This is a genomic window from Clostridium sp. OM05-5BH (genome assembly GCF_003481505.1).
In the GTDB taxonomy this organism is placed as follows: Bacteria; Bacillota; Clostridia; order Lachnospirales; family Lachnospiraceae; genus Otoolea; species Otoolea fessa.
On record NZ_QULJ01000007.1, the window covers coordinates 115,549 to 137,294 of the forward strand.

At 48.0% G+C, this 21,746-nt stretch carries 18 protein-coding genes and 1 pseudogene; 12 read left to right on the top strand and 7 right to left on the bottom strand.

Features of this window, described 5'->3' with window-relative positions:
* The 7 genes from DXB70_RS10240 to DXB70_RS10270 all read left to right on the top strand — a co-directional run bounded on the left by DXB70_RS10240 (nucleotide 1) and on the right by DXB70_RS10270 (nucleotide 7,523).
* Nucleotides 1-501, top strand: coding sequence for a TRAP transporter small permease (locus DXB70_RS10240; protein ID WP_118482238.1), 501 nt, complete (start codon nucleotides 1-3; stop codon nucleotides 499-501).
* Nucleotides 498-1,787, top strand: a complete 1,290-nt coding sequence (locus tag DXB70_RS10245) for a TRAP transporter large permease (protein WP_207722853.1) — start codon at nucleotides 498-500, stop codon at nucleotides 1,785-1,787. Before DXB70_RS10240 ends, DXB70_RS10245 begins: the two co-directional genes overlap by 4 nt.
* A gap of 138 nt (nucleotides 1,788-1,925) precedes the next feature.
* Nucleotides 1,926-2,900 carry a LysR family transcriptional regulator gene (locus DXB70_RS10250; RefSeq protein ID WP_118524749.1) on the top strand — a complete coding sequence of 325 codons (975 nt, stop codon included), beginning with the start codon at nucleotides 1,926-1,928 and terminating at the stop codon, nucleotides 2,898-2,900.
* A gap of 257 nt (nucleotides 2,901-3,157) precedes the next feature.
* Complete coding sequence (locus tag DXB70_RS10255; RefSeq protein ID WP_118473001.1) at nucleotides 3,158-4,432, top strand: glucose-1-phosphate adenylyltransferase; 1,275 nt, start codon at nucleotides 3,158-3,160, stop codon at nucleotides 4,430-4,432.
* Nucleotides 4,429-5,550: a glucose-1-phosphate adenylyltransferase subunit GlgD gene (gene glgD / locus DXB70_RS10260; protein ID WP_022359575.1), complete on the top strand. Its 1,122-nt coding sequence runs from the start codon at nucleotides 4,429-4,431 to the stop codon at nucleotides 5,548-5,550. The genes DXB70_RS10255 and glgD overlap by 4 nt, the downstream gene beginning before the upstream one ends.
* A gap of 36 nt (nucleotides 5,551-5,586) precedes the next feature.
* A complete protein-coding gene (gene spoVG / locus DXB70_RS10265) occupies nucleotides 5,587-5,871 on the top strand; it encodes a septation regulator SpoVG (protein ID WP_107001781.1) in 285 nt (94 codons plus the stop codon).
* Nucleotides 5,872-6,026: 155 nt separating this feature from the next.
* Nucleotides 6,027-7,523, top strand: a complete 1,497-nt coding sequence (locus DXB70_RS10270) for a Na+/H+ antiporter NhaC family protein (protein WP_107001699.1) — start codon at nucleotides 6,027-6,029, stop codon at nucleotides 7,521-7,523.
* A 61-nt stretch (nucleotides 7,524-7,584) separates the two neighbouring features.
* On the opposite strand, the pseudogene DXB70_RS10275 reads toward DXB70_RS10270, so the two are convergent.
* The 6 genes and pseudogenes from DXB70_RS10275 to DXB70_RS10300 form a co-directional block, all read right to left on the bottom strand.
* A pseudogene (locus DXB70_RS10275) lies at nucleotides 7,585-8,325 on the bottom strand (ABC transporter substrate-binding protein).
* 445 nt (nucleotides 8,326-8,770) lie between these two features.
* Complete coding sequence (locus DXB70_RS10280; protein WP_118673245.1) at nucleotides 8,771-9,958, bottom strand: amidohydrolase family protein; 1,188 nt, start codon at nucleotides 9,956-9,958, stop codon at nucleotides 8,771-8,773.
* A gap of 94 nt (nucleotides 9,959-10,052) precedes the next feature.
* Nucleotides 10,053-11,471 carry a sodium:solute symporter family protein gene (locus tag DXB70_RS10285; RefSeq protein ID WP_182429154.1) on the bottom strand — a complete coding sequence of 473 codons (1,419 nt, stop codon included), beginning with the start codon at nucleotides 11,469-11,471 and terminating at the stop codon, nucleotides 10,053-10,055.
* Between the two features lie 42 nt (nucleotides 11,472-11,513).
* Entirely contained in the window at nucleotides 11,514-12,782 is a 1,269-nt protein-coding gene (locus DXB70_RS10290; RefSeq protein ID WP_118673246.1) for an amidohydrolase family protein, read from the bottom strand.
* 301 nt (nucleotides 12,783-13,083) lie between these two features.
* The gene (locus tag DXB70_RS10295) at nucleotides 13,084-13,701 is read right to left on the bottom strand and encodes a TetR/AcrR family transcriptional regulator (RefSeq protein WP_182448448.1); all 618 of its coding nucleotides are present in this window, start codon (nucleotides 13,699-13,701) and stop codon (nucleotides 13,084-13,086) included.
* A gap of 148 nt (nucleotides 13,702-13,849) precedes the next feature.
* Nucleotides 13,850-14,788: a LysR family transcriptional regulator gene (locus tag DXB70_RS10300; RefSeq protein WP_118673248.1), complete on the bottom strand. Its 939-nt coding sequence runs from the start codon at nucleotides 14,786-14,788 to the stop codon at nucleotides 13,850-13,852.
* Nucleotides 14,789-15,016: 228 nt separating this feature from the next.
* Between DXB70_RS10300 and DXB70_RS10305 the strand changes: the two genes are divergently transcribed.
* From DXB70_RS10305 to spoVT, 4 genes are all read left to right on the top strand, one after another.
* Nucleotides 15,017-15,559: a chromate transporter gene (locus DXB70_RS10305; protein ID WP_118673249.1), complete on the top strand. Its 543-nt coding sequence runs from the start codon at nucleotides 15,017-15,019 to the stop codon at nucleotides 15,557-15,559.
* A complete protein-coding gene (locus DXB70_RS10310) occupies nucleotides 15,556-16,131 on the top strand; it encodes a chromate transporter (RefSeq protein WP_347559615.1) in 576 nt (191 codons plus the stop codon). The genes DXB70_RS10305 and DXB70_RS10310 overlap by 4 nt, the downstream gene beginning before the upstream one ends.
* A gap of 866 nt (nucleotides 16,132-16,997) precedes the next feature.
* Complete coding sequence (locus DXB70_RS10315; protein ID WP_118673250.1) at nucleotides 16,998-18,386, top strand: uracil-xanthine permease family protein; 1,389 nt, start codon at nucleotides 16,998-17,000, stop codon at nucleotides 18,384-18,386.
* A 125-nt stretch (nucleotides 18,387-18,511) separates the two neighbouring features.
* Nucleotides 18,512-19,060, top strand: coding sequence for a stage V sporulation protein T (spoVT, locus tag DXB70_RS10320; protein WP_118469437.1), 549 nt, complete (start codon nucleotides 18,512-18,514; stop codon nucleotides 19,058-19,060).
* A gap of 424 nt (nucleotides 19,061-19,484) precedes the next feature.
* On the opposite strand, the gene DXB70_RS10325 is transcribed toward spoVT, so the two are convergent.
* Nucleotides 19,485-20,813 carry a Na+/H+ antiporter NhaC family protein gene (locus DXB70_RS10325; protein ID WP_117796660.1) on the bottom strand — a complete coding sequence of 443 codons (1,329 nt, stop codon included), beginning with the start codon at nucleotides 20,811-20,813 and terminating at the stop codon, nucleotides 19,485-19,487.
* A 571-nt stretch (nucleotides 20,814-21,384) separates the two neighbouring features.
* Between DXB70_RS10325 and DXB70_RS10330 the strand changes: the two genes are divergently transcribed.
* Complete coding sequence (locus tag DXB70_RS10330; protein WP_022360642.1) at nucleotides 21,385-21,660, top strand: HU family DNA-binding protein; 276 nt, start codon at nucleotides 21,385-21,387, stop codon at nucleotides 21,658-21,660.
* The last annotated feature ends 86 nt before the right edge of the window (nucleotides 21,661-21,746 follow it).

The following is a 21,746-nucleotide window of genomic DNA, read 5'->3' on the forward strand; positions in this document are numbered from 1 at the left end:
ATGAAAAAATTACAGCAGGTTTCAGACATAATTAATAAGTGCGTCAGTTACATAGGAATGGTGATTTTTATTATCCTGATTGTTGCCTGTGTGGCACAGGTGTTTTTCCGCTTCATTCTGAATAATTCACTGTCCTGGAGCGAAGAACTTGCCCGGTACTGCTTTATCTGGATGCATATGCTGGGTGCTTCCTTGTTGATTGAGGGAAGCGGACATGCTACAGTAACAGCAATCCTGGATCTGATGCATGGAACACTTCGAAAAATTGTCGATATTATCATTGAATTAGTTATCTTTTTTGATGGAACCGTAATGCTGTATGCAGGCTTAAAGCTTGCGTACAGCTCCAGAACTAACTTGAGTACCGCGCTTTCTGTCCCGATGTGGTGTATCAATTCCTCCGTGGCAGTCGGCGGAATCCTTCTGATGTTCCAGGCATTTGTAGCGATTGCGATGATCGTATCAGCGACAGAGAGAAAGGAGGATAAACCGGTATTATGACACTTGTATTAGTAGTATTATTTGGTCTGATGCTTTTAGGCATTCCGGTTGCATTTGCAATCCTTTCTGCCGGAATGGCATATCTGGCGACAACGGGAGGAAGTATGCTGGTAGTCGCACAGCGGCTGATTTACGGTCTTAACTCCTTCACACTGCTTGCAGTCCCACTGTTTATCTTGGTAGGAAACCTGATGGATTTCGGTGGTATTTCCAAACGTCTGACCGATTGGGCGAAGAGTATTTTAGGCTGGCTTCCGGGCGGACTTGGAATTGTAACCGTATTCAGTTGTGCGATCTTTGCAGCGCTGACGGGCTCTGGTCCGGCGACGGTAGCAGCGATTGGTTCAATTATGCTTCCTTCCATGCTGAAGGCAGGTTATTCCAGAGAAACGAGTGCGGGGTTAGTTGCATCGGCAGGTGCATTGGGACCAATCATTCCTCCGAGTATTCCCATGATTATTTATGGAGTTACAATGAATCTTTCAATTCCGGCAATGTTTATGGCAGGGGTTGTCCCGGGACTTGTTATCGCACTGGCGTTATCGTTAGTCAATGTCGTATTCGCATACAGGAATCCGGAGGTTCTGAAACATGCGAAGACGATGAAGTTTGATTTTAAAGAATCCATGAAATTGTTCTGGAAAGCGCTGGGCGCTCTGGGACTTCCGGTTCTGATTCTAGGCGGTATTTATGGCGGTATCTTTACACCAACCGAATCCGCAGCGGTCGGCATTGTTTATGCGCTGATTCTGGGTTTTGCATTGAAAGAACTGAAAGTAAAAGATTTACCGAAGATCCTGATCAATTCCCTGAAAACATCGACAATGGTCAATTTCATCATCGCGGCGGCGTCCCTGTTCTCCTGGGTTGTATCGAAATCCCAGATCGGAATCGTGATTTCCAATGCATTTATCAGCTTCGTAGGTGGCAGCCAGGCACTTTATCTCTTCGTACTAGTTGTAGTGCTCTTAATTGTAGGCTGTCTGATGGATAACGTAGCGGCAACTCTGATTCTGGCACCAATTTTAATTCCGGTTGGAATTGCACTCGGATGTAATGAACTCCACATCGGTATGCTGTTCTGTATTTGCCTGGTAGTTGGATTCGTAACACCTCCGTTTGGATATAATCTGTTTACGGCGGTTTCGATTTCAGGCTTGAATTTCAAACAGATTGTAAAGGGAGCGCTTCCGTTCCTTTTGACGGAAATATTGCTTCTGTTTGTATTTGCATATGTACCGGGAATCATCACATGGCTTCCGAGACTAATGGGGTACGGATACTAAGTATTAGAAAAATACGTAAGAAAAAGGGGCTATGAAAAGACAGCAGAAGAGACTTGAAAGGTCAATGCGCTGTTTTTTTACGGCTCCTTTTGGTTAGAATAAGAAAATAGATAGAACTGAGAACTGGCGGAGGAAACAATGAAAATAGGATTCGAAGTTTTTTTGGTGGTAGCCAGAGAAATGAGTATTACAAAAGCTGCAAATGAGCTTCATATTACACAGCAGTGCGCCAGCGATCATATAAAGAGGCTGGAAAAAGAGTATAATGTCGTGTTGTTTGAGCGGCGGCCCAAATTCCGTCTGACGCAGGCTGGCGAGATCATGCTTCATAACCTGTTAAATATCCAGATTATGGAGACGAGTATGAGCCGGAGTCTAGCGGGGATAGCGGAGGGGACGGTGGGCGGTTTTACCTTGGGAATCAGTACATCCCGCGCGCCGATCATACTGCCCCGTGTGCTGCCGCGATATTACCAGTGTTACCCGAAGGTAAATATATCCTTTACGGAGGAGGACACACAGATTCTGGAGGAACGCCTGTTGAACGGACAGGTAGATTTATTTATCGGGGTCAATACGTCACCGCATCCGGATTATAAAATCCAGACCCTGACGACGGATGAGATCATCCTGGTTATCTCCGCCAAGCTTTTGAGGCGGGAATTTAGCAAGCAGGAGATCCGGCAGATGGAGGATGGGATTGATCTGAAACGGTTTTCCAACATTCCGTTTACGCAGAGTTTCAAGACCGGAAAAGTCAACCATGCGATTCAGGAATATCTGGACAGTTATAATGTAAAGCTTAATGTCATCTATAACATCAGTGATAGTGAGACGCAGATTCTGCTCTGCGCGTCCGGCATCTGTGCGGCGCTGTGCCCGAAAATGCTGCTGGCAGCCGCGTACCGTCACAATCAGACCTGTAAACCGGAGGATGAACTCTATATGTTCCCGATCCGGAACTTGGGACGGGAGTTAAAGATCGAGCTGGTCAGCCATCGGAATGCGATGCATCCGATGTATATACAGGACTTTGTCCATATCTTACAGGAAGAGTTGCCGCGGATTGCAGATTCGATGAGTCTGGAAGAATTGAGAAAGAGTATACAGTAAAAAAGCCTTGAATCGGAAATGCTTTTGAGTCAAAAGTGTCTCAGATTCAGGGCTTTTTTTCAGTTCACGGGAGGTTCACTCTCAGATTCCACATCCCGGAATTACGAAAATATTATGTAAAAGGAACGAAAAATGTCGGAAAATGTACAAAATTGGGACAAATTCTATTAAAAATTTGTTCACTATTTTCGTGAAGTATGTTATAATAAAAACAGGTTTAAAATACACATTATATGTGAGCATCGAGGGGTGATATCGTGATTAAAAAGGAAATGATAGCTATGCTGTTGGCAGGCGGACAGGGCAGTCGTCTGGGTGTCTTAACTCAAAAAGTAGCAAAACCTGCGGTTTCTTTCGGAGGAAAGTATCGAATCATCGATTTTCCGTTAAGTAACTGTATCAATTCGGGAGTGGACACGGTAGGCGTTCTGACCCAGTATCAGCCGCTGCGGCTGAATGCACATATTGGAATCGGTATTCCGTGGGATCTGGACCGCAACGTAGGTGGTGTGACGGTACTTCCGCCGTATGAGCGGAGCAAAGGAAGCGATTGGTACACCGGTACGGCGAACGCGATCTACCAGAATCTGGAATACATGGAAACGTACAATCCAGAGTATGTGCTGATTTTGTCCGGCGACCACATCTACAAGATGGACTACGAGGTAATGCTGGAATACCACAAAGCAAACAATGCGGATGTGACGATTGCGGCGATGCAGGTTCCGATGGAGGAGGCAAGCCGTTTCGGTATCGTTATAACCGATGACAACAACCGCATTACGGAGTTTGAGGAGAAACCGGCGAATCCGCGCAGCAATTTAGCTTCCATGGGTATTTACATATTCAGCTGGAAGGTGCTCAAGGAAGCGCTCATCAAGCTCTCGGACGAGCCTGGATGTGATTTTGGAAAGCACATTATCCCGTATTGCCATGCAGCTGGAAAACGTATCTTCGCATACGAGTACAACGGCTACTGGAAAGATGTCGGAACCCTTGGCTCCTACTGGGAGGCAAACATGGAACTGATCGACATCATTCCGGAGTTCAACCTGTATGAAGAATACTGGAAGATTTACACGAAGAGCGATATTATTCCCCCACAATTTATATCGGAGCAGTCCAAGATAGAGCGCAGTATCATCGGCGAGGGCACCGAGGTATACGGCGAAGTCATTAACTCGGTCATCGGAGCAGGCGTTACGATCGGAGAAGGTGCGGTGATCCGTGATTCGATCATCATGAAGGGCACGACGATCGGCGCTGGCACGGTTGTGGATAAGGCGATCGTGGCGGAGGACGTTACCATCGGTGAGAATGCCGAGGTCGGCGTCGGAGAATATGCCGAGAGCAAGTACGACAAGAAGGTATATCAGTTCGATCTGGTAACGATCGGAGAGCGCTCCGTGATACCGGATGGAGTGAAGATAGGACGGAACACAGCGATTTCCGGTGTGACGACGGCAGACGATTATCACGGCGGCGAGCTGGAGAGCGGCGATTATATCATAAAGGCAGGTGGAATACAATGAGAGCGATCGGGATTGTTTTAGCTGGCGGCAACAGCAAGAGAATGAGAGAATTATCCAATAAGAGAGCCATCGCAGCGATGCCTATCGCAGGCAGCTACCGCAGTGTCGATTTTGCTCTGAGCAATATGAGCAATTCCCACATCCAGAGTGTGGCGGTACTGACGCAGTACAACTCCCGTTCCCTGAATGAGCACTTGAGTTCTTCCAAGTGGTGGGATTTCGGACGTAAGCAGGGCGGCATGTATGTATTCACACCGACGATCACGGCAGAGAGCAGCGACTGGTACCGCGGTACCGCAGATGCGCTGTATCAGAACCTCGATTTCTTAAAGAAAAGTCATGAGCCGTATGTGGTCATTGCAGGCGGCGACTGTGTCTATAAATTGGATTACGGCAAGGTACTGGAGTATCATATTGAAAAGAAAGCGGATATTACCGTAGTATGCAAGGAGATGCCTCCGGAGGAGGACGTTACCCGCTTCGGTCTGGTGAAGTTAAATGATGACGGACGTATCACAGATTTTGAGGAAAAACCGATGCTGGCGACCTCCAGCATGATCTCCTGCGGTATCTATGTAATCCGCCGCCGTCAGCTCATCGAACTTCTGGAGCGCTGTGCAGCAGAGGATCGGTATGATTTTGTTACCGATATTTTAGTCAGATATAAGAACCTCAAACGCATTTACGCGTATAAGTTAGGAACTTACTGGAGCAACATCGCTTCGGTTGATTCGTACTACAAGACGAACATGGATTTCCTAAAACCGGATGTACGCCACTATTTCTTCAAGGAATACCCGGAGATCTACTCCAAGGTAGATGATCTTCCGCCGGCAAAATACAATCCGGGTGCAAATGTCAAGAACAGCCTGGTATCCAGCGGCTGTATCTTAAATGGTACGGTGGAGAACTCGGTTCTGTTTAAGAAGGTATATGTAGGCAATAACTGTATCATCCGGAATTCTGTTATTTTAAATGATGTTTATATCGGGGACAATACAGTGATTGAGAATTGTATTGTAGAGAGCCGTGATACGATCCGCGCCAACACGACGCACATCGGTACGCCGGAAGATGTAAAGATTGTCATTGAGAAGAACGAGCGGTTTACATTATAGGGTACATCAAAGAACAGACGGAAGGGGTAAATGGGTATGCAGATTACAGACGTAAGAGTGCGGCGGATAGAGAAGGAAGGTAAGATGAAAGCCATCGTATCCATCACACTTGACAATGAATTTGTGGTTCATGATATCAAGGTTATTGAGGGAGAGAAAGGACTTTTTATTGCTATGCCGAGCCGTAAGGCTGCGGATGGAGAATACCGGGATATTGCCCACCCGATTAATTCGGAAACCAGAGACATGATTCAAAATGTCATTCTTGCCAAATACGAGGCGACAGCTCTGGAACTGGCAGAGCTGGAGAAAGCAGAGTAAAAAGCAGGAAAAGAAAGTAAAAAGAGAGAAAATATGAAAAAATGTCCCCGGACGCTGGACAAAGTGCCCGGGGACATTTATTATGTAGATATAGTGTGCTCAAAAACGGGCAGAATTTGCCCGAATGTGTACAGATAATCCATAAGGGGGTAATTATGAGCGGTACGATTTTTTCTTTAATACCGCCTATCGTAGCCATTGCGCTTGCATTGATTACGAAAGAGGTGTACCTGTCTCTGCTGATAGGTATTATGTCGGGCGCGTTTTTATTTACGGGTCCAAATCCGCTTCATGCGGTGGAAACAATGATCGCGATCATGGGCGAGAAGATCGGGGGCAATGTCAACATTCTGCTTTTCCTGGCATTTCTCGGCATCGTGGTAGCACTGATCACAAAGTCTGGTGCGTCGAAGGCTTATGGTGAGTGGGCGTCCCACGCGATCCGCACGAAGAAGGGCGCGCTGTTTGCAACCATGTTCCTCGGAATGCTGATTTTCGTGGATGACTATTTTAACTGCCTGACCGTCGGCACGGTTATGCGTCCGGTGACGGACAAGCACAAGATCACACGTGCGAAGTTAGCCTACATCATCGATGCGACGGCGGCGCCGATCTGTATCATCGCGCCGATCTCAAGCTGGGCGGCAGCGGTCGGTTCTTCGCTTCCGGAGGACAGCGGAGTGGACGGCTTCAGTCTGTTCCTTCACACGATTCCGTTTAATCTGTATGCGCTTCTCACGATCTGCTTCATGCTCTTTTTGGTAGCAGGCGATTTTGATTTCGCGGCGATGAAACGCTATGAAGAACAGGTGAAAAAGACCGGAAAAGAGACGACGGTCGAGGCGGAGGCGATGGAGATCTCCGGCAACGGAAAGGTTATCGATCTGATTCTTCCGATCCTGGTTCTGATTGCGTTCTGCGTCAGCGGTATGCTGTATACAGGCGGCATCCTGGACGGCGTTGGTCTGGTCGAGGCGTTCGCCAACTGTGATTCGGCACTGAGCCTGGTGCTTGGTTCCTTCTTCACACTGGTGTTTATCTTTGCATTTTACATGATCCGCCGTGTCATCCGGTTCAATGAGTTCTGTGAATCCTTCACGATCGGCGTCAAGGCGATGATCCCGGCGATCATGATTCTGTGCCTTGCCTGGACTCTGTCTGGTATCTGCAGTGCGGATTACTTAAACATCGGCGGCTATGTCAAAGAGGTAGTGGGCGGCAATGCGCTGGTCGGCTCCCTGATGCCGGCCCTGATGTTCGTCATCGCGGCGGGGCTGGCGTTTTCGACCGGTACGTCCTGGGGTACCTTCGGTATTCTGCTTCCGATTGCATTTGCGGTGGTTGGCGCTGAAAATATGAACAGCCTTACGATTGTGACGGCTTCGATTCTGGCAGGTGCGGTCTGCGGCGACCATGTTTCCCCGATCTCGGATACGACCATCCTTGCGTCGGCTGGCGCCCAGTGCCACCACATCAACCACGTATCGACCCAGATCCCGTATGTGCTGTGCGTAGCGGCGTGCTGTTTCCTCGGTTATCTGGCAGCCGGAATTACCGCCAATGGCTGGGTGGGAACCGGCGTGGGATTCGCAGCGCTGATTGTGGTTCTGGTTATTCTGGATCGAAAGAATAAAGGGACGAAAGAGGCGTAAAAGCATCGGCAGTAAACGAAAATTGGTTCGTTTACTGCCGATTTTTGCGTTTATGCTATATCTATACAACCGCCGGCTCCAGGAGGAGCTTGCCGGTTTTGTAGCGTTCTTTGCTGAATAACTTGATATCCATGCTGTCCTCCTGCCCGGCGAGATCCTGTAAGCAGGCATCTACCTTACCCTGTTCCAGGGATTCATAACAGGTAGTGATGGTATCGTGTACCTCGATGCAGGATTCCGGGAAATTTGCCTGTGCGTACATGTGGGAGGCGGTTCCTTTTTCAACTGCTACCTTGTAGTCACCGCTTCGGAGTGCTTCTTCGCCGGTAATCTCTTTCGGACTGCTTTCGGTATTGACCATGACAACCTAGCCTGCGTCATAATATGTCTTGGAGAAGTTCATGACCTCTTTTCTCTGGTCGGTTGCACACAGGGCAGCCATGCCTATATCCAGCTTTCCCTCTGCCAGGGAGGCAGTCAGTGCGGAATAATCCATAACCTGGATATCACCGTCCAGCTCAAATCCCAGATAATCTTTCAGGGCGTTCATCATATCGATATCAAACCCAATCAATGTGGTTCCGTCTGTGTCGTAGTAAGTAAACGGCGCGAACAGTGCGGTGGTACCGAATTTAAGCTTTACGCCTTTCAGCGCGTCCTTGGCGCCAGCGCTGGTTTCTTTCGTTTCATCGGAGGAAGCGGTCGTATCTTCCGCTGGGGCATCGGTAGCAGCTGCGGTTGTTTCTGCCGGAGCAGAAGACTGTCCGCATCCTGCCATTGCCATAGCTGCTAAAGCCATCATTGCCGTTGCTGTTATCACCTTTTTTTCATAATGGTTCCTCCTCTTTTTCAGCTGTGCCCGCGGTAAGCCGGCACGTGATCAGTTGCCATATAAATAAAAACAAGGACGCATTCATCGTAAAAGAGATGCGCCCTTGCAATTATTTTCTGTTATGTTTATTCTGCTTTTCCTGAATTGATGCCAATTATACGTGCGGTTTTTCGATATGTCAACTGAAAAATCTGCCATTTGTGTTATATATTAAAAATTTTGTGTAATTTATATTAAAAAACGATATTGAAAGTAATTTACTGGAAAAATTAAACGGAATGCGGTAATATATGAAAAAAATATTCAATATACGATAAATAAACGAGGCGATTTTTCGCTAAAATGAAAAAACTGCGCGCGTATTAGGGGGAACGAAATACGCACGCAGTTATCCGCTATAGGAATTGGATAAATGTCAAATAAGAACACCCTCTTTGTAGACACTGCACAGATGGTCGGTAAACGCGTGCAGGTCATCGAGCGGGTTAGCATCCAGAATCAGGATATCCGCCAGTTTGCCAGCCTCGATCGAGCCGCGCTGTGTGCCGATGCCGAGTTCGTTGGCAGCTGCGATGGTCGCACACCGGATGACATCTGCGTTTGGCATGCCGTATTCGTGCATGGTAAACATTTCCAGGTAGGCGGACGGGTGCGGACCAAAGTTGGCAGAGCCGGCGTCACTTCCGAGAATGATTTTCACACCGATTTCCATTGCCTTTTTAAAGGATTTCCGCTGGTTTTCAGCGACTACCTTTGCTTTTTCTACAATCACATCAGCGATGATGCCCTCGCTCTCTACAAGACTCTTGTAAACGGCTACCGTCGGTACCCAGCACTGTCCCTGTTCCTTCATTTTTAGAAGGATTTCTTCGGTCATTTCAGCGCCGTGCTCGATCGTATCGATGCCAGCGTCCACGCATTTGGAGATGGCGTCATAGGAGAGCGCATGGGCGGCTACCTTCATATTCAGGCGGTGCGCCTCATACACCAGTGTTTCCAGTTCTTTCGGCGAATACATACACGGACCGACATCTTCCAGACCGGCAGCTCCGCCGCTCGCCATGATTTTTGCCCAGTGGATCGGCGGGATTGACATTTCGATATCATAGCCCTTTAAGCGCTTGATGCGATCGATCAGCTGTGCCTCCGTATTTGCGATAAAACCAATCATCGGGCAGTGTCCGTAGGAACCCTGGATGGCGCTTCCGGCAGGGAGAATATTGGCGCCCTGGATAATTCCACGGTTGATCGCGCTTGCCAGCGGAATGGAGGCGTCATCGTGGGAGCCGACATCTCGGACGGTGGTAACGCCCGCTTTCAGGGAATCCATTGCGCCGCGGACACCCTTTGCAAAGCAGACATAGTTGCCGTCTTTGATGGTATCCCCCATCGGATCCGGGGAAGTACCATCCCAGACAAGGTGGACATGGGCGTCCATGACGCCAGGAGTCAGATATTTGCCGGTACAGTCTACCGCGTCCGCTTCGTCCGGGGCTTTTTCGTCCAGTGAAACGATTTTTTTGTTTTCAATTTTAACATCAGCTGAGAAAAAGGTTCCTTTTTCTACATCCAGCACGTGTGCATTTTTCAGATAAAAAGCCATGAAATCCCTTCTTTCTTAATGGAAACGGCAGTTCCAAACGCGGTGGAAAATTGCAGTCGCGCCGGGACTGCCGGTTAAACACAATGAGTATTATTTATGCAGCTTCGCCTGCCAGTGTTTTCTGTGTGCAGGCAGATACGATAACGAGTACTAGGATAGAGATAGGAGCTGCAATCAGAGCACTCTGATATCCGCCCGGGCATCCGAGGAGTTCCCAGGTAAGTGTTGCAATCGCGCCGCAAAGCATGGACAGGAAGCCAGCCGGACGGGTTACTTTCTTAGAGAACATGGAGCCGAGGACTGCTGGTGTGATGCTGGCGCCGATCATGGTGTAGGACCAGTTCTGAAGCGCCAGAATTGTCGGGAAGAAGTTTAAAATAATCAGGGCGATGATACCGATTAAAGCAGTACCGATCCGGTTTACCCAGAGTGTCTGGGAGTCGTCCGGAGTTTTATTGATATACTGTTTGTAGAAGTCATACGTAACACTGGTTCCACAGGTCAGCAGGTAAGAAGTACCGGTTGTGATGATGAATGCGGTGGAAGCTGCTAACAGCATGCCGCCGATGAATGCCGGAATAATCGTCGTGGTAGACAGGAAGGACATACCTGCGTCAATGTTGGTACCAAATAAAACGCTTCCGGTGAAGGCGATGATGCCGACGCACGGCATAACGATGAGCGCCATAACGCCCCATCCGATGATGGCGTTTCTGGCTGTCTTATCAGTCTTGGCAGCGGTCAGACGGGTATAGAAGTTCTGGTCGCCGGTCTCAAGAAGGATAAGCGGCAGGAAAGAACCGATCCAGATGATGATGTTGCGTCCGCCGAAGAAGGAAAGCTTATTCGGGTCGATTGCAGCTGCGGTGGCGGTGATGGACTCCCAGCCGCCTCCGGCTTTGAGGACAAACGGAACACCGACGATACAACAGGCAACGATTAGGAATGCGCTGACTGCATCTGTCCATGCAACGGAGAAAAGACCGCCGGTAACAGAGAGGATAATAATGATAATAGTTGCGATCACGGTAGAGGTTTTCGGATCAATACCGGTTGTAATATTTAAAACGTATCCAAATCCTTTGTACTGTGAAGCAATGATACCAGCCATACCGAAGAGGTTGATGACAGAACCTAGGATCCGGGTCTCAGCGCCGTATTTCTGCTGGAGAATCTGCGGTACGGTAAAACAATTGCTCTTTCGAATCTGCTTGTATACACACATATAGATGATACAGAAAACGATGAACGGGATAACCCACTGGATACCAGCCCAGTAGCCGTAGTTGTAAGCGAGCGAGTTGCCGCCGCCGGTGATGGTTCCGCTTCCGACGGAAGTCGCGAGCAGTGTTCCCATTAAGACGAACGGACCTAAGCTTCGACCGGCGAGTGCATAATCTTCACTGCTTTTTATTTTTTTTGATGCCCAGGCGCCGATTCCAATCATAACACCAAAATAAACAATAACGAAAATCAACAGGTGAGGGGCAGTTTTAAGTTCCATAAATGTCATAGTCATTTCCTCCTTGCTGTAATGGTTCAGAATGCGTTTTATTTATTCTACATTCAGATAACTTTTCGCTTCATAGACGGTGCCCTCTTTCATGACAAAGGAGCAGTCGCGCAAGGCATCCTTGTCGGTGAGAAGATCCCGCTTCCATCCGGCGATATCGGCGTATTTGCCTTTTTCGATAGTGCCGGTGATGGAGTCAATTTCACAGATTTCTGCGTTATTTTTCGTGGCAGCCTGTAAGATACGGAAAGCATCCATGCCGCTCTCCATCATGCAGCGGAATTCCATGCCGCTTTCATAATTCTGGTAGGCAGCGACGAAATCGGTGCCGTAGCCCAGCTTGATGTGGCTGTCCACGATGATTTTCCGACCTTTCTGCATTCGTTCCTGATAAATTCCCAGCTTGCGCTGAAATTCCGGGGACTTCTGTGCCATTTTTTTCGGATCCGGATAAATCGCTTCATGGAACGGGCTGAAGGTAGGAACCAGATAGGTTCCGGTCTGTTCAAACATTTCGGCGGATTCTTCATCCATGAGGGAGCCGTGCTCGATTCCCGTGATACCGAAGCCTATCAGTTTTTTCATGAGGCGCGGTCCGTAGGCGTGAGCCGTGACCGGAATCCGGAGTTCTCTGGCGGTATCGAAAATCGCTTTAAATTCCGCATCATTTAACTGGATGTCGTCCGGATCATCATACGGAGTGGCAAATCCGCCGGTTGCCATGATTTTGATAAAATCGGCGCCGAGCTTTTTCTCCCGCCGGACCGCTGCCGTGAAGAAATCCGGTCCATTTCCAAGCCCGGAATACTGGTGTTCCATGAAATCGCAGAGAACAGGGTTGCTCCGGACGGTCTGCGTCATGTCCGCATGGCTTCCGGTTGTACCGAGAAGATGCGGGGCAACAACCAGGCGGGCGCCAGGGAGATATCCCTCGTTGATTGCCCGTTTGACGTCGAGTTCATAGGATTCCCGGAACCATCCCATTGAGCGGATAGTTGTGAAACCGCCGTGCAGGGCACGTTCGGCGGTGCAATAGGTGGCGAGTGTGCGGTAACCGTCGGAGTTGTAGATGGTATCGCTGTAGACATCGCGCCAGTTGAAAAATTCCGGGTGCATATGAGCGTCGATCATGCCGGGAGTCACGGTCAGGTGGCTTAAATCCAAGATTTCAGTTCCCTCCGGACATGGGAGGTTGCTGCCGACTTCTTCAATGTATTGGCCGTGGACCAGAATTTCTGCGTGTTCAAGAAAACGAGCTTCCAGTCCGGTATATAATTTTCCGCATAGAATTTTAATCCATTTATCCGACATGTACCTACCTCCTGTGTGTTCAATTTTGTAAAACAATTTTTAGATGAATGCACTCACTGAATATGTTCACTAAAAAAAATACCACAGGTTCAGAGCAAAAGTCAATAATTAATCTGATAATTTGCTAATTTCATTTATTATAACAGAAATAGTTGAAAGAAAATGTAATATATGAATCAATATAGACAGAATACAGGATGTACAGAAGTCTGAACGATAGTTTATAGACAAAACACCGGAATGGAATTGTGATGAATGCCCAACAGTTCCATTCCGGTATCTAAAAAGAAATTTCACGAAATTAAATCGGTTTTCTAATATATGAAAAGATGATTTCCCACCATTTTAATGTCTGGGTGTCGATATCAAACTGTCTGCGCCGCAGCAGCCAGTCCAGAAGCATTCCGCGGCTCGACTGGAGCATCAGATCATAGAAATCATATTCGTCTAAATCTGCCCGGATGGAATCTTCCTTCTGGCAGGCTTCAAACAGGGAATGATAAATCTGGTAGAGAGCGCGGCTTCCATCCGTCAGGGTGGATTCCTCCTGCTGATTCCGGAGGTTGTAGATATAGAGGCTCCGCAGGTTGCTGTAGCTGGAAACGGCTTTCTGGACGAAGAAATAAAAGCGGGCAAGCTTGTCCATGGCGGACAGATCCCTGTATTTTGCATGGGTACTCAGCTGCTCATAGAAGTTGACGTAGAGATCGTCCAACGGTTCCGCATTCTGCGCCGCCATCTCTTCTTTATTTTTAAAATAGCGGTAGATGGAGCCGACCGAGGTCTGAGCCGCATCCGCAATATCCTGGATGGTGACATCCTCAAATCCCTTTGTTTCAAAGAGATCAAGCGCACAGGTCAGGATGCGTTTCCGCGTTTCCAGCGCCTGCTGTTTTCGTTTGGTTAAATTTTCGCTCATATATGTCCATGCAGAAGCGCACCGTCTTCTGCCCCCTTCCTGAAATTCATGGTAAATAAGTATCCTGATTTTATTATATCGGATTTTGTGTAAATATGCCAATGAAAAAAGTGTAAAGTCAATTGAATTTATAGGATAAAATTCATATTTATGAAATAGCGGTGGCATGGAAACTTTGGAAAAACGCATCCCCCACCAGCGATAAACTCCGTTCTTTCCGTTTGACCAGACAGATACTTGAATGGATCTGCGGCTGGGTGATGATCCGGCGGATCAGGGCAGGATCGGAATTTAAACAGAGGGCAGATTCAGGCGCGAGCGCGATGCCCAGCCCTTCGGACGCCCATAAAAGGGCGGTTCTGGCATCGTCGGCAATGCAGACGATGTTCGGTTCCAGTGCCTGTTCCTCAAAATATCCCAGAATCAGCGGCTGCCAGCGGCGGTAAAGGATGAGCGGCGCGCGGGTGAGGGCGGAGAGAGGGAGAGACGCGGGTGTATGGCTTTTTTGTGGTTCGGAAGCAGGAATATCAGTCAGAAGGGCATTCGGGCATTCCTTGTAATGGCTCCAGATCATTTCGCGCCCGATCGCCAGAAATGCCTCCGGCGGCAGTGTATGCATCTCCAGCCCGGCTTTGGCAAATGGCGTCCGGATCACGGCGAGGTCGATCTGGTTGGAGTGAAGCAGATCGAGCAGGTGGTAGGAATTGGACTCATGGAGTTCAAACAGGGCTTTGGGATAGGATCGCCGAAATGGGGCAAGATAATGCCGGGTCACAAATTCGACGGCGGAGGAGATGATGCCAAGGCGCACAACGCCCTGAATCTCCTGTTTCTGTGCAGTCAGCTCCGTGCGGGCAGCCTGGCTCAGATCGAGGATCGCAAGCGCCCGGTCGTAGAACGTCTTTCCAGCAGGTGTCAGTCGGATGCGGCGGGAACCGCGCTCAAACAGCGTCACACCCAGTTCTGCCTCCAGAAGCTTCATCTGGTGGCTGAGCGGCGGTTGTGAGATATTCAGTTTTTTGGCTGCCTGGGAAATATTTCCCTCGTTGACGATGGTGGTGAAGTAGGATAACTGGCGAAGTTCCATAAATGCTCCTTCCTGTTCGGATTCGTTGTAAAACTGTGTATACGGCAGATATATTATATAACAAAATCCGATAGAATAACAGGCTAACTATATTTTTTCGATATATATTCTATATCCGAATGGTATTTTTCAGGCTCCTTGAATTCTGGTATGATACATAAGCAGATATATACTGGAAATTCCAGAGAAATAAAAGTGTAGGGATAATACGGAAGGGAGTGGGCAGAAATGAAAGAACTGCTGGATATGTTTCTGACGTTTGCCAGAATCGGAGGGTTTACCTTCGGCGGCGGATATGCGATGCTGCCGATGCTGCAGAAAGAGGTAGTCAATGGACGCCATTGGGCGACGGATGAAGAATTGATGGATTACTACGCGATTGGTCAGTGTACACCGGGTATCATCGCGGTCAACACGGCGACGTTTGTCGGTTATAAAAATCGGGGGATTCCGGGGGCAATTGCGGCGACGCTGGGAGTCATTGCGCCGTCGCTTATCATCATTATGATTATCGCGGCATTTATCTCGAACTTTATTGAACTTAGCTTTGTGAGCAGTGCCTTTGCAGGCATCCGCGCCTGCGTCTGTGTGCTGATCGGCAGTGCGGTTGTCAAGCTGGCGAAGAAATCGCTGGTTGATAAAGGTGCGATCGCGATTGCGGCGGTTGTGTTTGTACTGTCACTGTTTACATCGGTTTCTCCGGCGCTTCTTGTTGTCGTGGCGGGTGTGATCGGGATTGTACTGAAGGGCGGAAAGGGGGAGAAGAAATGATGCTGATACTTGAATTATGCTTCCGTTTCTTCTGCTGCGGACTGTTTGCGATTGGCGGTGGACTGGCGACTCTGCCATTCCTTTACAATATTTCCAAGGAGACAGGATGGTATACCTTTAGTGATATTTCCAACATGATTGCTGTCTCCGAGTCCACGCCGGGACCAATGGGCGTCAACATGGCGACCTACGTCGGCTTCCATATCAAGGGGATTCTCGGCGGCCTGGCGGCACCGCTTTCGCTGGTGCTTCCGTCCGTGATTATCATCATAATCATCTCGAAGATTCTCGATAGGTTTAAAACATCCGCGATCGTACAGAATGCCCTCTATGGACTTCGCGCGGCATCCACCGCCCTGATTGCGGCAGCCGGTATCGGCGTGGCAAAGATAGCGTTCCTCCATGTCGGCGAGGATGGCAGCCTGGTGCTTTCCAAGCTGTTTTCCATCATCAACTGGAAGGCGATCGTACTGGCACTTGCGATCTGGTACGGCTTAGTCAAATGGAAAAAGCACCCGATCCTCTACATCGTGGTAGCGGCTGTGACTGGAATCGTGTTCCAGTTCCACTAGGGAAGATAGAAGAAAATAGAACCATTTCCAGAAGGGGGAGTGCAGTATCTGTATACTCTTTTGGGGTGGTTCTTTTTTTGTCATAGGAGGCTTCGACCTATGACAAAAAATGCTCCGTGGGATGCGCCAAGGCACATGCTTTGCTTATGGGACTTTCTTTATAAGAAAGCATGACAATAAAGTGAAATAATGATTAGAAACAGAATGAATAAAACTGAATTACACAACAATTACAAAAATATAGTCAGATAAATAAAGAAAAATATGAAAAATAATTAGAAACAATACTTGACAAAATGGAAATTATCTAGTAAAATAAAACCATCAAAAGAAACAGAGATAACCCCAACAAACGGTTACCATAGTTTCTAGGACGAAATAAGGAACAAGGAGGACAGTCCAATGGGATAGTTAGTTACTAAAAAACATGATCATGGTTTTAAAAACCGAATTTATCAAATAAATAAAAAGATAAAAATCGGTATTGATGGAATCCATCATCATACAATCTCTAAAAGAGTTTACATAGATACATGTAATCAAAGGAGGAGATTCATATGAAAGGAAGAGGTCCATAGCACATTTAAAACAAAATATAAAAGGAAGAGAGGTTATATAGTGAAACTTCGGGATATTTCATAAAAGAGCTGTCTGATGACGAGAAAGTCGGACAGCTCTTTTTTTGTGCAATAGGAAATTCCTTGGAATTCCCCATTACACAAAAAGGCACATCCTTTGTTTTGTTTACAGAAAATCGAAGCAAGCGCGGCAGAAAGGTTGACGAATGAAGTCAAAAAGGATATTCTGGAAAATGAAAATGATGTACATTATAAAATGAAGGGAATTGTTGGAGGTATCTATTTAAAATGAATGAAAACAACATGGTCATTAAAGACGCCAGAACACTGGGTCTGCCGAAGATGCTGCTTTTAGGTTTGCAGCATATGTTCGCGATGTTCGGCGCGACGATCCTGGTACCGATTCTGGTCAATACCTATTTTGAGGGAGAGGGACTTTCGATTCAGGTAACGCTGATGTGTGCGGGTCTGGGAACACTGTTTTTCCATGCCTGCTCTAAGTTAAAAGTCCCGGCGTTCCTCGGTTCCTCGTTCGCATTCCTCGGTGGATTTGCGACGGTGGCAAACTTGGACAGCGGTATTTTTGCAGATATGACGATGGGCGAGAAATTGCCATATGCCTGCGGCGGTATCGTGGTAGCGGGTGCACTGTACCTGATTCTGGCGCTGATCATCAAGCTGGCAGGCGTGGAGCGCGTCATGCACTATCTGCCGCCGGTTGTGACAGGTCCGATCATTATCTGTATCGGTCTTTCACTGGCGCCGTCCGCGATCGCCAACGCATCGACAAACTGGCTGATTGCGTTGATCGCGCTGGGAACCATCATCGTTTTTAATATCTGGGGCAAGGGAATGTTCAAGATCATTCCGATTCTGATGGGCGTTGTGATCTCCTATGCAGCGGCAGCAGTCTTCCAGATGATGGGAATGACAAACCCGGACGGAAGTGCGATCCTGAATTTCTCAGAGGTAGCGACGGCTTCCTGGGTCGGACTTCCTCCGTTCCAGCTGTGCAAATTTGACCCGACGGCGGTCATGGTAATGGCGCCGATTGCGCTTGCGACGATGATGGAACATATCGGCGATATGTCGGCGATCTCCGCGACGGTCGGAGAAAATTTCCTTGCGGATCCGGGATTGCACCGGACGCTGGTCGGCGATGGTATCGCAACATCTCTGTCGGCACTCGTTGGCGGTCCTGCCAATACGACTTACGGCGAAAATACGGGCGTCCTGGAATTAAGCCGTGTCCATGACCCGCGTGTCATCCGGATTGCAGCTGTCTTTGCTGTGATTCTGAGCTTTATTCCGAAGATGGCAGAAGTCATCGGTTCGATGCCGTCTGCAATCATCGGCGGCGTTAGTTTCATGCTATACGGTATGATCTCCGCGATCGGTGTCCGCAACGTGGTCGAAAACCAGGTGGATTTAACCAAATCCCGGAACCTGGTAATCGCTGCGGTGATTCTGGTCTGCGGGCTGGGATTCTCCGACGGTCTGACCTTTGAGGCGGCAGGAACTTCGGTTACTCTGACAGGTCTTGCGATCGCAGCGATTGCGGGCGTTCTGCTCAACGTGATTCTTCCGGGTAATGATTACCAGTTCGGCAAGAATTTACAGGGCGACATCAACCGCGGTGTGGCGATCAATCCGAATCCGAAGAAACGGCAGGAATAAAAAACATAAAAATTTTCAGTTCTAAAATTAGGACGAACCATTTCAGATGTATAATCCGCCTGCATTTCCACATACTACCCATAAGACACACGATATGGAAAACGTGGTATGCAGGAGGAAGAATCATGAAAGCTACAGGAATTGTGAGAAGAATCGATGATCTGGGGCGCGTTGTCATCCCGAAAGAGATACGCCGGACGCTGCGCCTTCGGGAAGGGACGCCGCTTGAGATATTCACGGACCGCGAGGGCGAGATTATATTGAAAAAATATTCACCGATGGTGGAGCTGGCGGCATTTGCCGTGCAGTACGCGGAGGCGATGGCGCAGTCCACGGGGCTGATGGTCTGCATCGCGGACCGAGATCAGATCATCGCGGTATCCGGGGGACCAAAGAAGGAATATTACCAGAAGACGATCAGCCGGGCGCTGGAGCTGGCAGTCTCCGAACGTCAGAATATCTGTGCGGCGCGGGGAGAAAAAGCATTTATCCCGATTACCTCAGATGAGATGGAGGAGAGCAGCGCCGAGGTGATTGTGCCGATTTTGAGCGAGGGCGATGCGATCGGGGCGGTGATTCTCCTCAGCCGGGAGGCAAAGCAGGCGCTTGGAGGGGCGGAGATGAAGTTGGCGGCGACGGCAGCCGGATTTCTGGGACGTCAGATGGAAGGATAAAAAAGATAAATGAGATAAATCTGCCTGGAAACAGGCGGTGAGAGAAAAAAGAAGACGGGATCGATGGAAAACGTAAAGAGAGATAAAACTCCTGGGCGGTTGTCCATCGATCCTGTTTTTGATAGTCCTGTATTTGATAAAAACTGGTATTTGATATAACAGATATATCGAAAAACAGACGAAAGCGCAAGGGAGTTCACAGATACTCCATGATTTTTCACAGAAAAAGCACAGCAAGGCGCACGACAAACGCATGAGTAAATAAATTGTGAACACGCCCCTTTTTTTGTTAAAATTAAGAAAGAGAGGTTATATAGTGAAATTTTGAGATATTTCATAAAAGAGCTGTCTGATGACGAGAAAGTCGGACAGCTCTTCTTTATGCCTCAATGCGTTTATGTGTGCAGTGGAAAGGGTTCCGCTGTTATTTTTTTGCTTTGACACGGTCTCCGCGCTCTGGAAGCAGAAAGATACAGATTAAAGAACTGATAAACAGCATGCTTGGGTAGAACAGAAGCGGCATGACCTCAAAGGCAGACAGTTCATAGCCCAGCTCATGAACCGCCGATAATGCTACCAGCATCTGAGCACCGTAAGGCAGGATTCCCTGGGAGATACAGGAAAAGGTATCCAGAAGGGAGGCTGTCTTTCTGGCACTGATGCCATAATCTTCGGAAATTTCCTTTGCAATAGGGTTGGCCATAACGATAGCCACCGTGTTATTGGCAGTTGCGATATCCAGCAGGGTAACTAAAAGGCCGACACCAAACTGACCGCCGCGTTTTCCACGGAAGATGCGATGAATAACGTTAAGAAGAACGTCGAAGCCACCGTTTTCACGGATCAGTGCACACATAGCTGCAACTAAGATGGCAACCATACTGGTCTCAAACATGCCGGAAGTGCCGGAACCCATGTTGGTAAGCATTTCCCAGGGAGTAGTTTGGCCGGAGCCCAGCATAATGATGGCACCGGATACGATTCCGACTAACAGAACGACAAATACCTGAATACCGGCAATGCCGCCTGCTAATACCAGAAGATAGGGGATCAGCTGAATCAGGTTGTATGGTTTTATGATGGCAGCTCCCGGATCCTGATGGAAGGAAACGACCAGAATAAGTGCCAGGGAAGCGATGGCAGCCGGAAGTGCGATGCCGAAGTTCTCACGGAATTTATCCTTCATAGCACATCCCTGACCGTTGCAGGCTGCGATGGTTGTATCGGAGATGAAAGAGAGATTATCTCCAAACATGGCACCGCCGATGACAGATGCGACGCAAAGGGCCAGAGAGAAACCAGAGGTCTCAGATACGGCAGTGGCAATCGGAACGATCAGGGTGATGGTTCCAACGGAGGTTCCCATGGAGGTAGAGACAAAGCACGCTACCACAAAGAGAACAGCAACGGAAAAACGGGCCGGGATAAGAGACAGCATCAGATAAGCAACGCTTTCAGCACTGCTTCGTCCTACGACACCGACAAAGGTTCCGGCTGTCAGGAAGATGAGAAGCATGGTGATGATGTTCTTATCTCCGATGCCTTGCCCCATCAGCTCCAGTTTCCGGTCAAAGGAAAGAGAACGGTTCTGGAAACAGGCCGTCAGGATCGCAAGCATAAATGCGACAACAATCGGAATGTTGTAAAAGCCCATCGGGATCTTCATGATATATTCTGACCAGATTCCTAGCCCCAGATAAAAGATCAGAAATACAGCGATAGGCAGAAGGGAAGATAGTTTTTGCTTTTTCATAATAATTTTCAGCCTTTCTATATGTTTGCCGTAATAGGCCGGATATACATTATTTGATCTTACCATAAGAATGGGATTCAGGCAAGTAAAGAAGACAGTGTAACTGTAACGAAAAGGTTGACGAAAGCCTGTAAAAACAATATTCTGAAAGACGGAGAAAAGCATGCAAAAACGATAGAAAACATGATCGGAAAAGAGAAGTATGCTGAATAAGATGGAGGTATATCGGAAATGATATAAAAGCACAAGGGATTTCACAGATACTACACGGGTTTTCACCAAAAAATCACAGTGTGAAGTGCTTGCGTGTGCTTCAAACTATGATTTTGGCGATGCTTCGCATTTAAAATCGGAAAAATCTGCTGCCTAAACGGCATCGTACGGAATTTTCAGTTTAGAAAATTCCTATTTGCGAGTCGTAACGATTGTCGGTTCGGAATGTGAGGAAAAGTGCAAAAAACCTTGACAAAGCAAGGAGAAATGTATATAAATGTAAAGTAAGATTTGCGGGCATGTACGAAGAAAACTAAGAGGATTCATGTGCAAAGATATAAGCTAGGAGGAATATACGATGAACAAGACAGAATTAATCGCAGTTGTAGCTGAGAAAGCAGAGCTTTCCAAGAAAGACGCAGAGAAGGCAATCAAGGCTTTCACAGATGCAGTATCCGAGGAACTGGTTAAGGGCGGAAAGATTCAGCTGGTTGGCTTTGGTACTTTTGAGGTAGCTGAGAGAGCAGCTAGAGAGGGAAGAAACCCGAAGACCGGCGAGACCATGCCGATCGCAGCTTCCAAAACTCCGAAGTTCAAAGCTGGTAAAGCATTAAAGGATATGGTAAACGCATAATTATCTCAGTCAGATATGTGTGACGGACAGCCCTTCGTGATGATACATCATGGAGGGCTTTTGGTATTATGGGGATTGAGGGAAAT

Coding starts and splice junctions, on each gene's coding strand:
- DXB70_RS10240 (WP_118482238.1), top strand. CDS start 1: ATGAAAAAATTACAGCAGGTTTCAGACATAATTAATAAGTGCGTCAGT.
- DXB70_RS10245 (WP_207722853.1), top strand. CDS start 498: ATGACACTTGTATTAGTAGTATTATTTGGTCTGATGCTTTTAGGCATT.
- DXB70_RS10250 (WP_118524749.1), top strand. CDS start 1,926: ATGAAAATAGGATTCGAAGTTTTTTTGGTGGTAGCCAGAGAAATGAGT.
- glgD (WP_022359575.1), top strand. CDS start 4,429: ATGAGAGCGATCGGGATTGTTTTAGCTGGCGGCAACAGCAAGAGAATG.
- spoVG (WP_107001781.1), top strand. CDS start 5,587: ATGCAGATTACAGACGTAAGAGTGCGGCGGATAGAGAAGGAAGGTAAG.
- DXB70_RS10270 (WP_107001699.1), top strand. CDS start 6,027: ATGAGCGGTACGATTTTTTCTTTAATACCGCCTATCGTAGCCATTGCG.
- DXB70_RS10280 (WP_118673245.1), bottom strand. CDS start 9,958: ATGGCTTTTTATCTGAAAAATGCACACGTGCTGGATGTAGAAAAAGGA.
- DXB70_RS10285 (WP_182429154.1), bottom strand. CDS start 11,471: ATGACATTTATGGAACTTAAAACTGCCCCTCACCTGTTGATTTTCGTT.
- DXB70_RS10290 (WP_118673246.1), bottom strand. CDS start 12,782: ATGTCGGATAAATGGATTAAAATTCTATGCGGAAAATTATATACCGGA.
- DXB70_RS10295 (WP_182448448.1), bottom strand. CDS start 13,701: ATGAGCGAAAATTTAACCAAACGAAAACAGCAGGCGCTGGAAACGCGG.
- DXB70_RS10300 (WP_118673248.1), bottom strand. CDS start 14,788: ATGGAACTTCGCCAGTTATCCTACTTCACCACCATCGTCAACGAGGGA.
- DXB70_RS10305 (WP_118673249.1), top strand. CDS start 15,017: ATGAAAGAACTGCTGGATATGTTTCTGACGTTTGCCAGAATCGGAGGG.
- DXB70_RS10310 (WP_347559615.1), top strand. CDS start 15,556: ATGATGCTGATACTTGAATTATGCTTCCGTTTCTTCTGCTGCGGACTG.
- DXB70_RS10315 (WP_118673250.1), top strand. CDS start 16,998: ATGAATGAAAACAACATGGTCATTAAAGACGCCAGAACACTGGGTCTG.
- spoVT (WP_118469437.1), top strand. CDS start 18,512: ATGAAAGCTACAGGAATTGTGAGAAGAATCGATGATCTGGGGCGCGTT.
- DXB70_RS10325 (WP_117796660.1), bottom strand. CDS start 20,813: ATGAAAAAGCAAAAACTATCTTCCCTTCTGCCTATCGCTGTATTTCTG.
- DXB70_RS10330 (WP_022360642.1), top strand. CDS start 21,385: ATGAACAAGACAGAATTAATCGCAGTTGTAGCTGAGAAAGCAGAGCTT.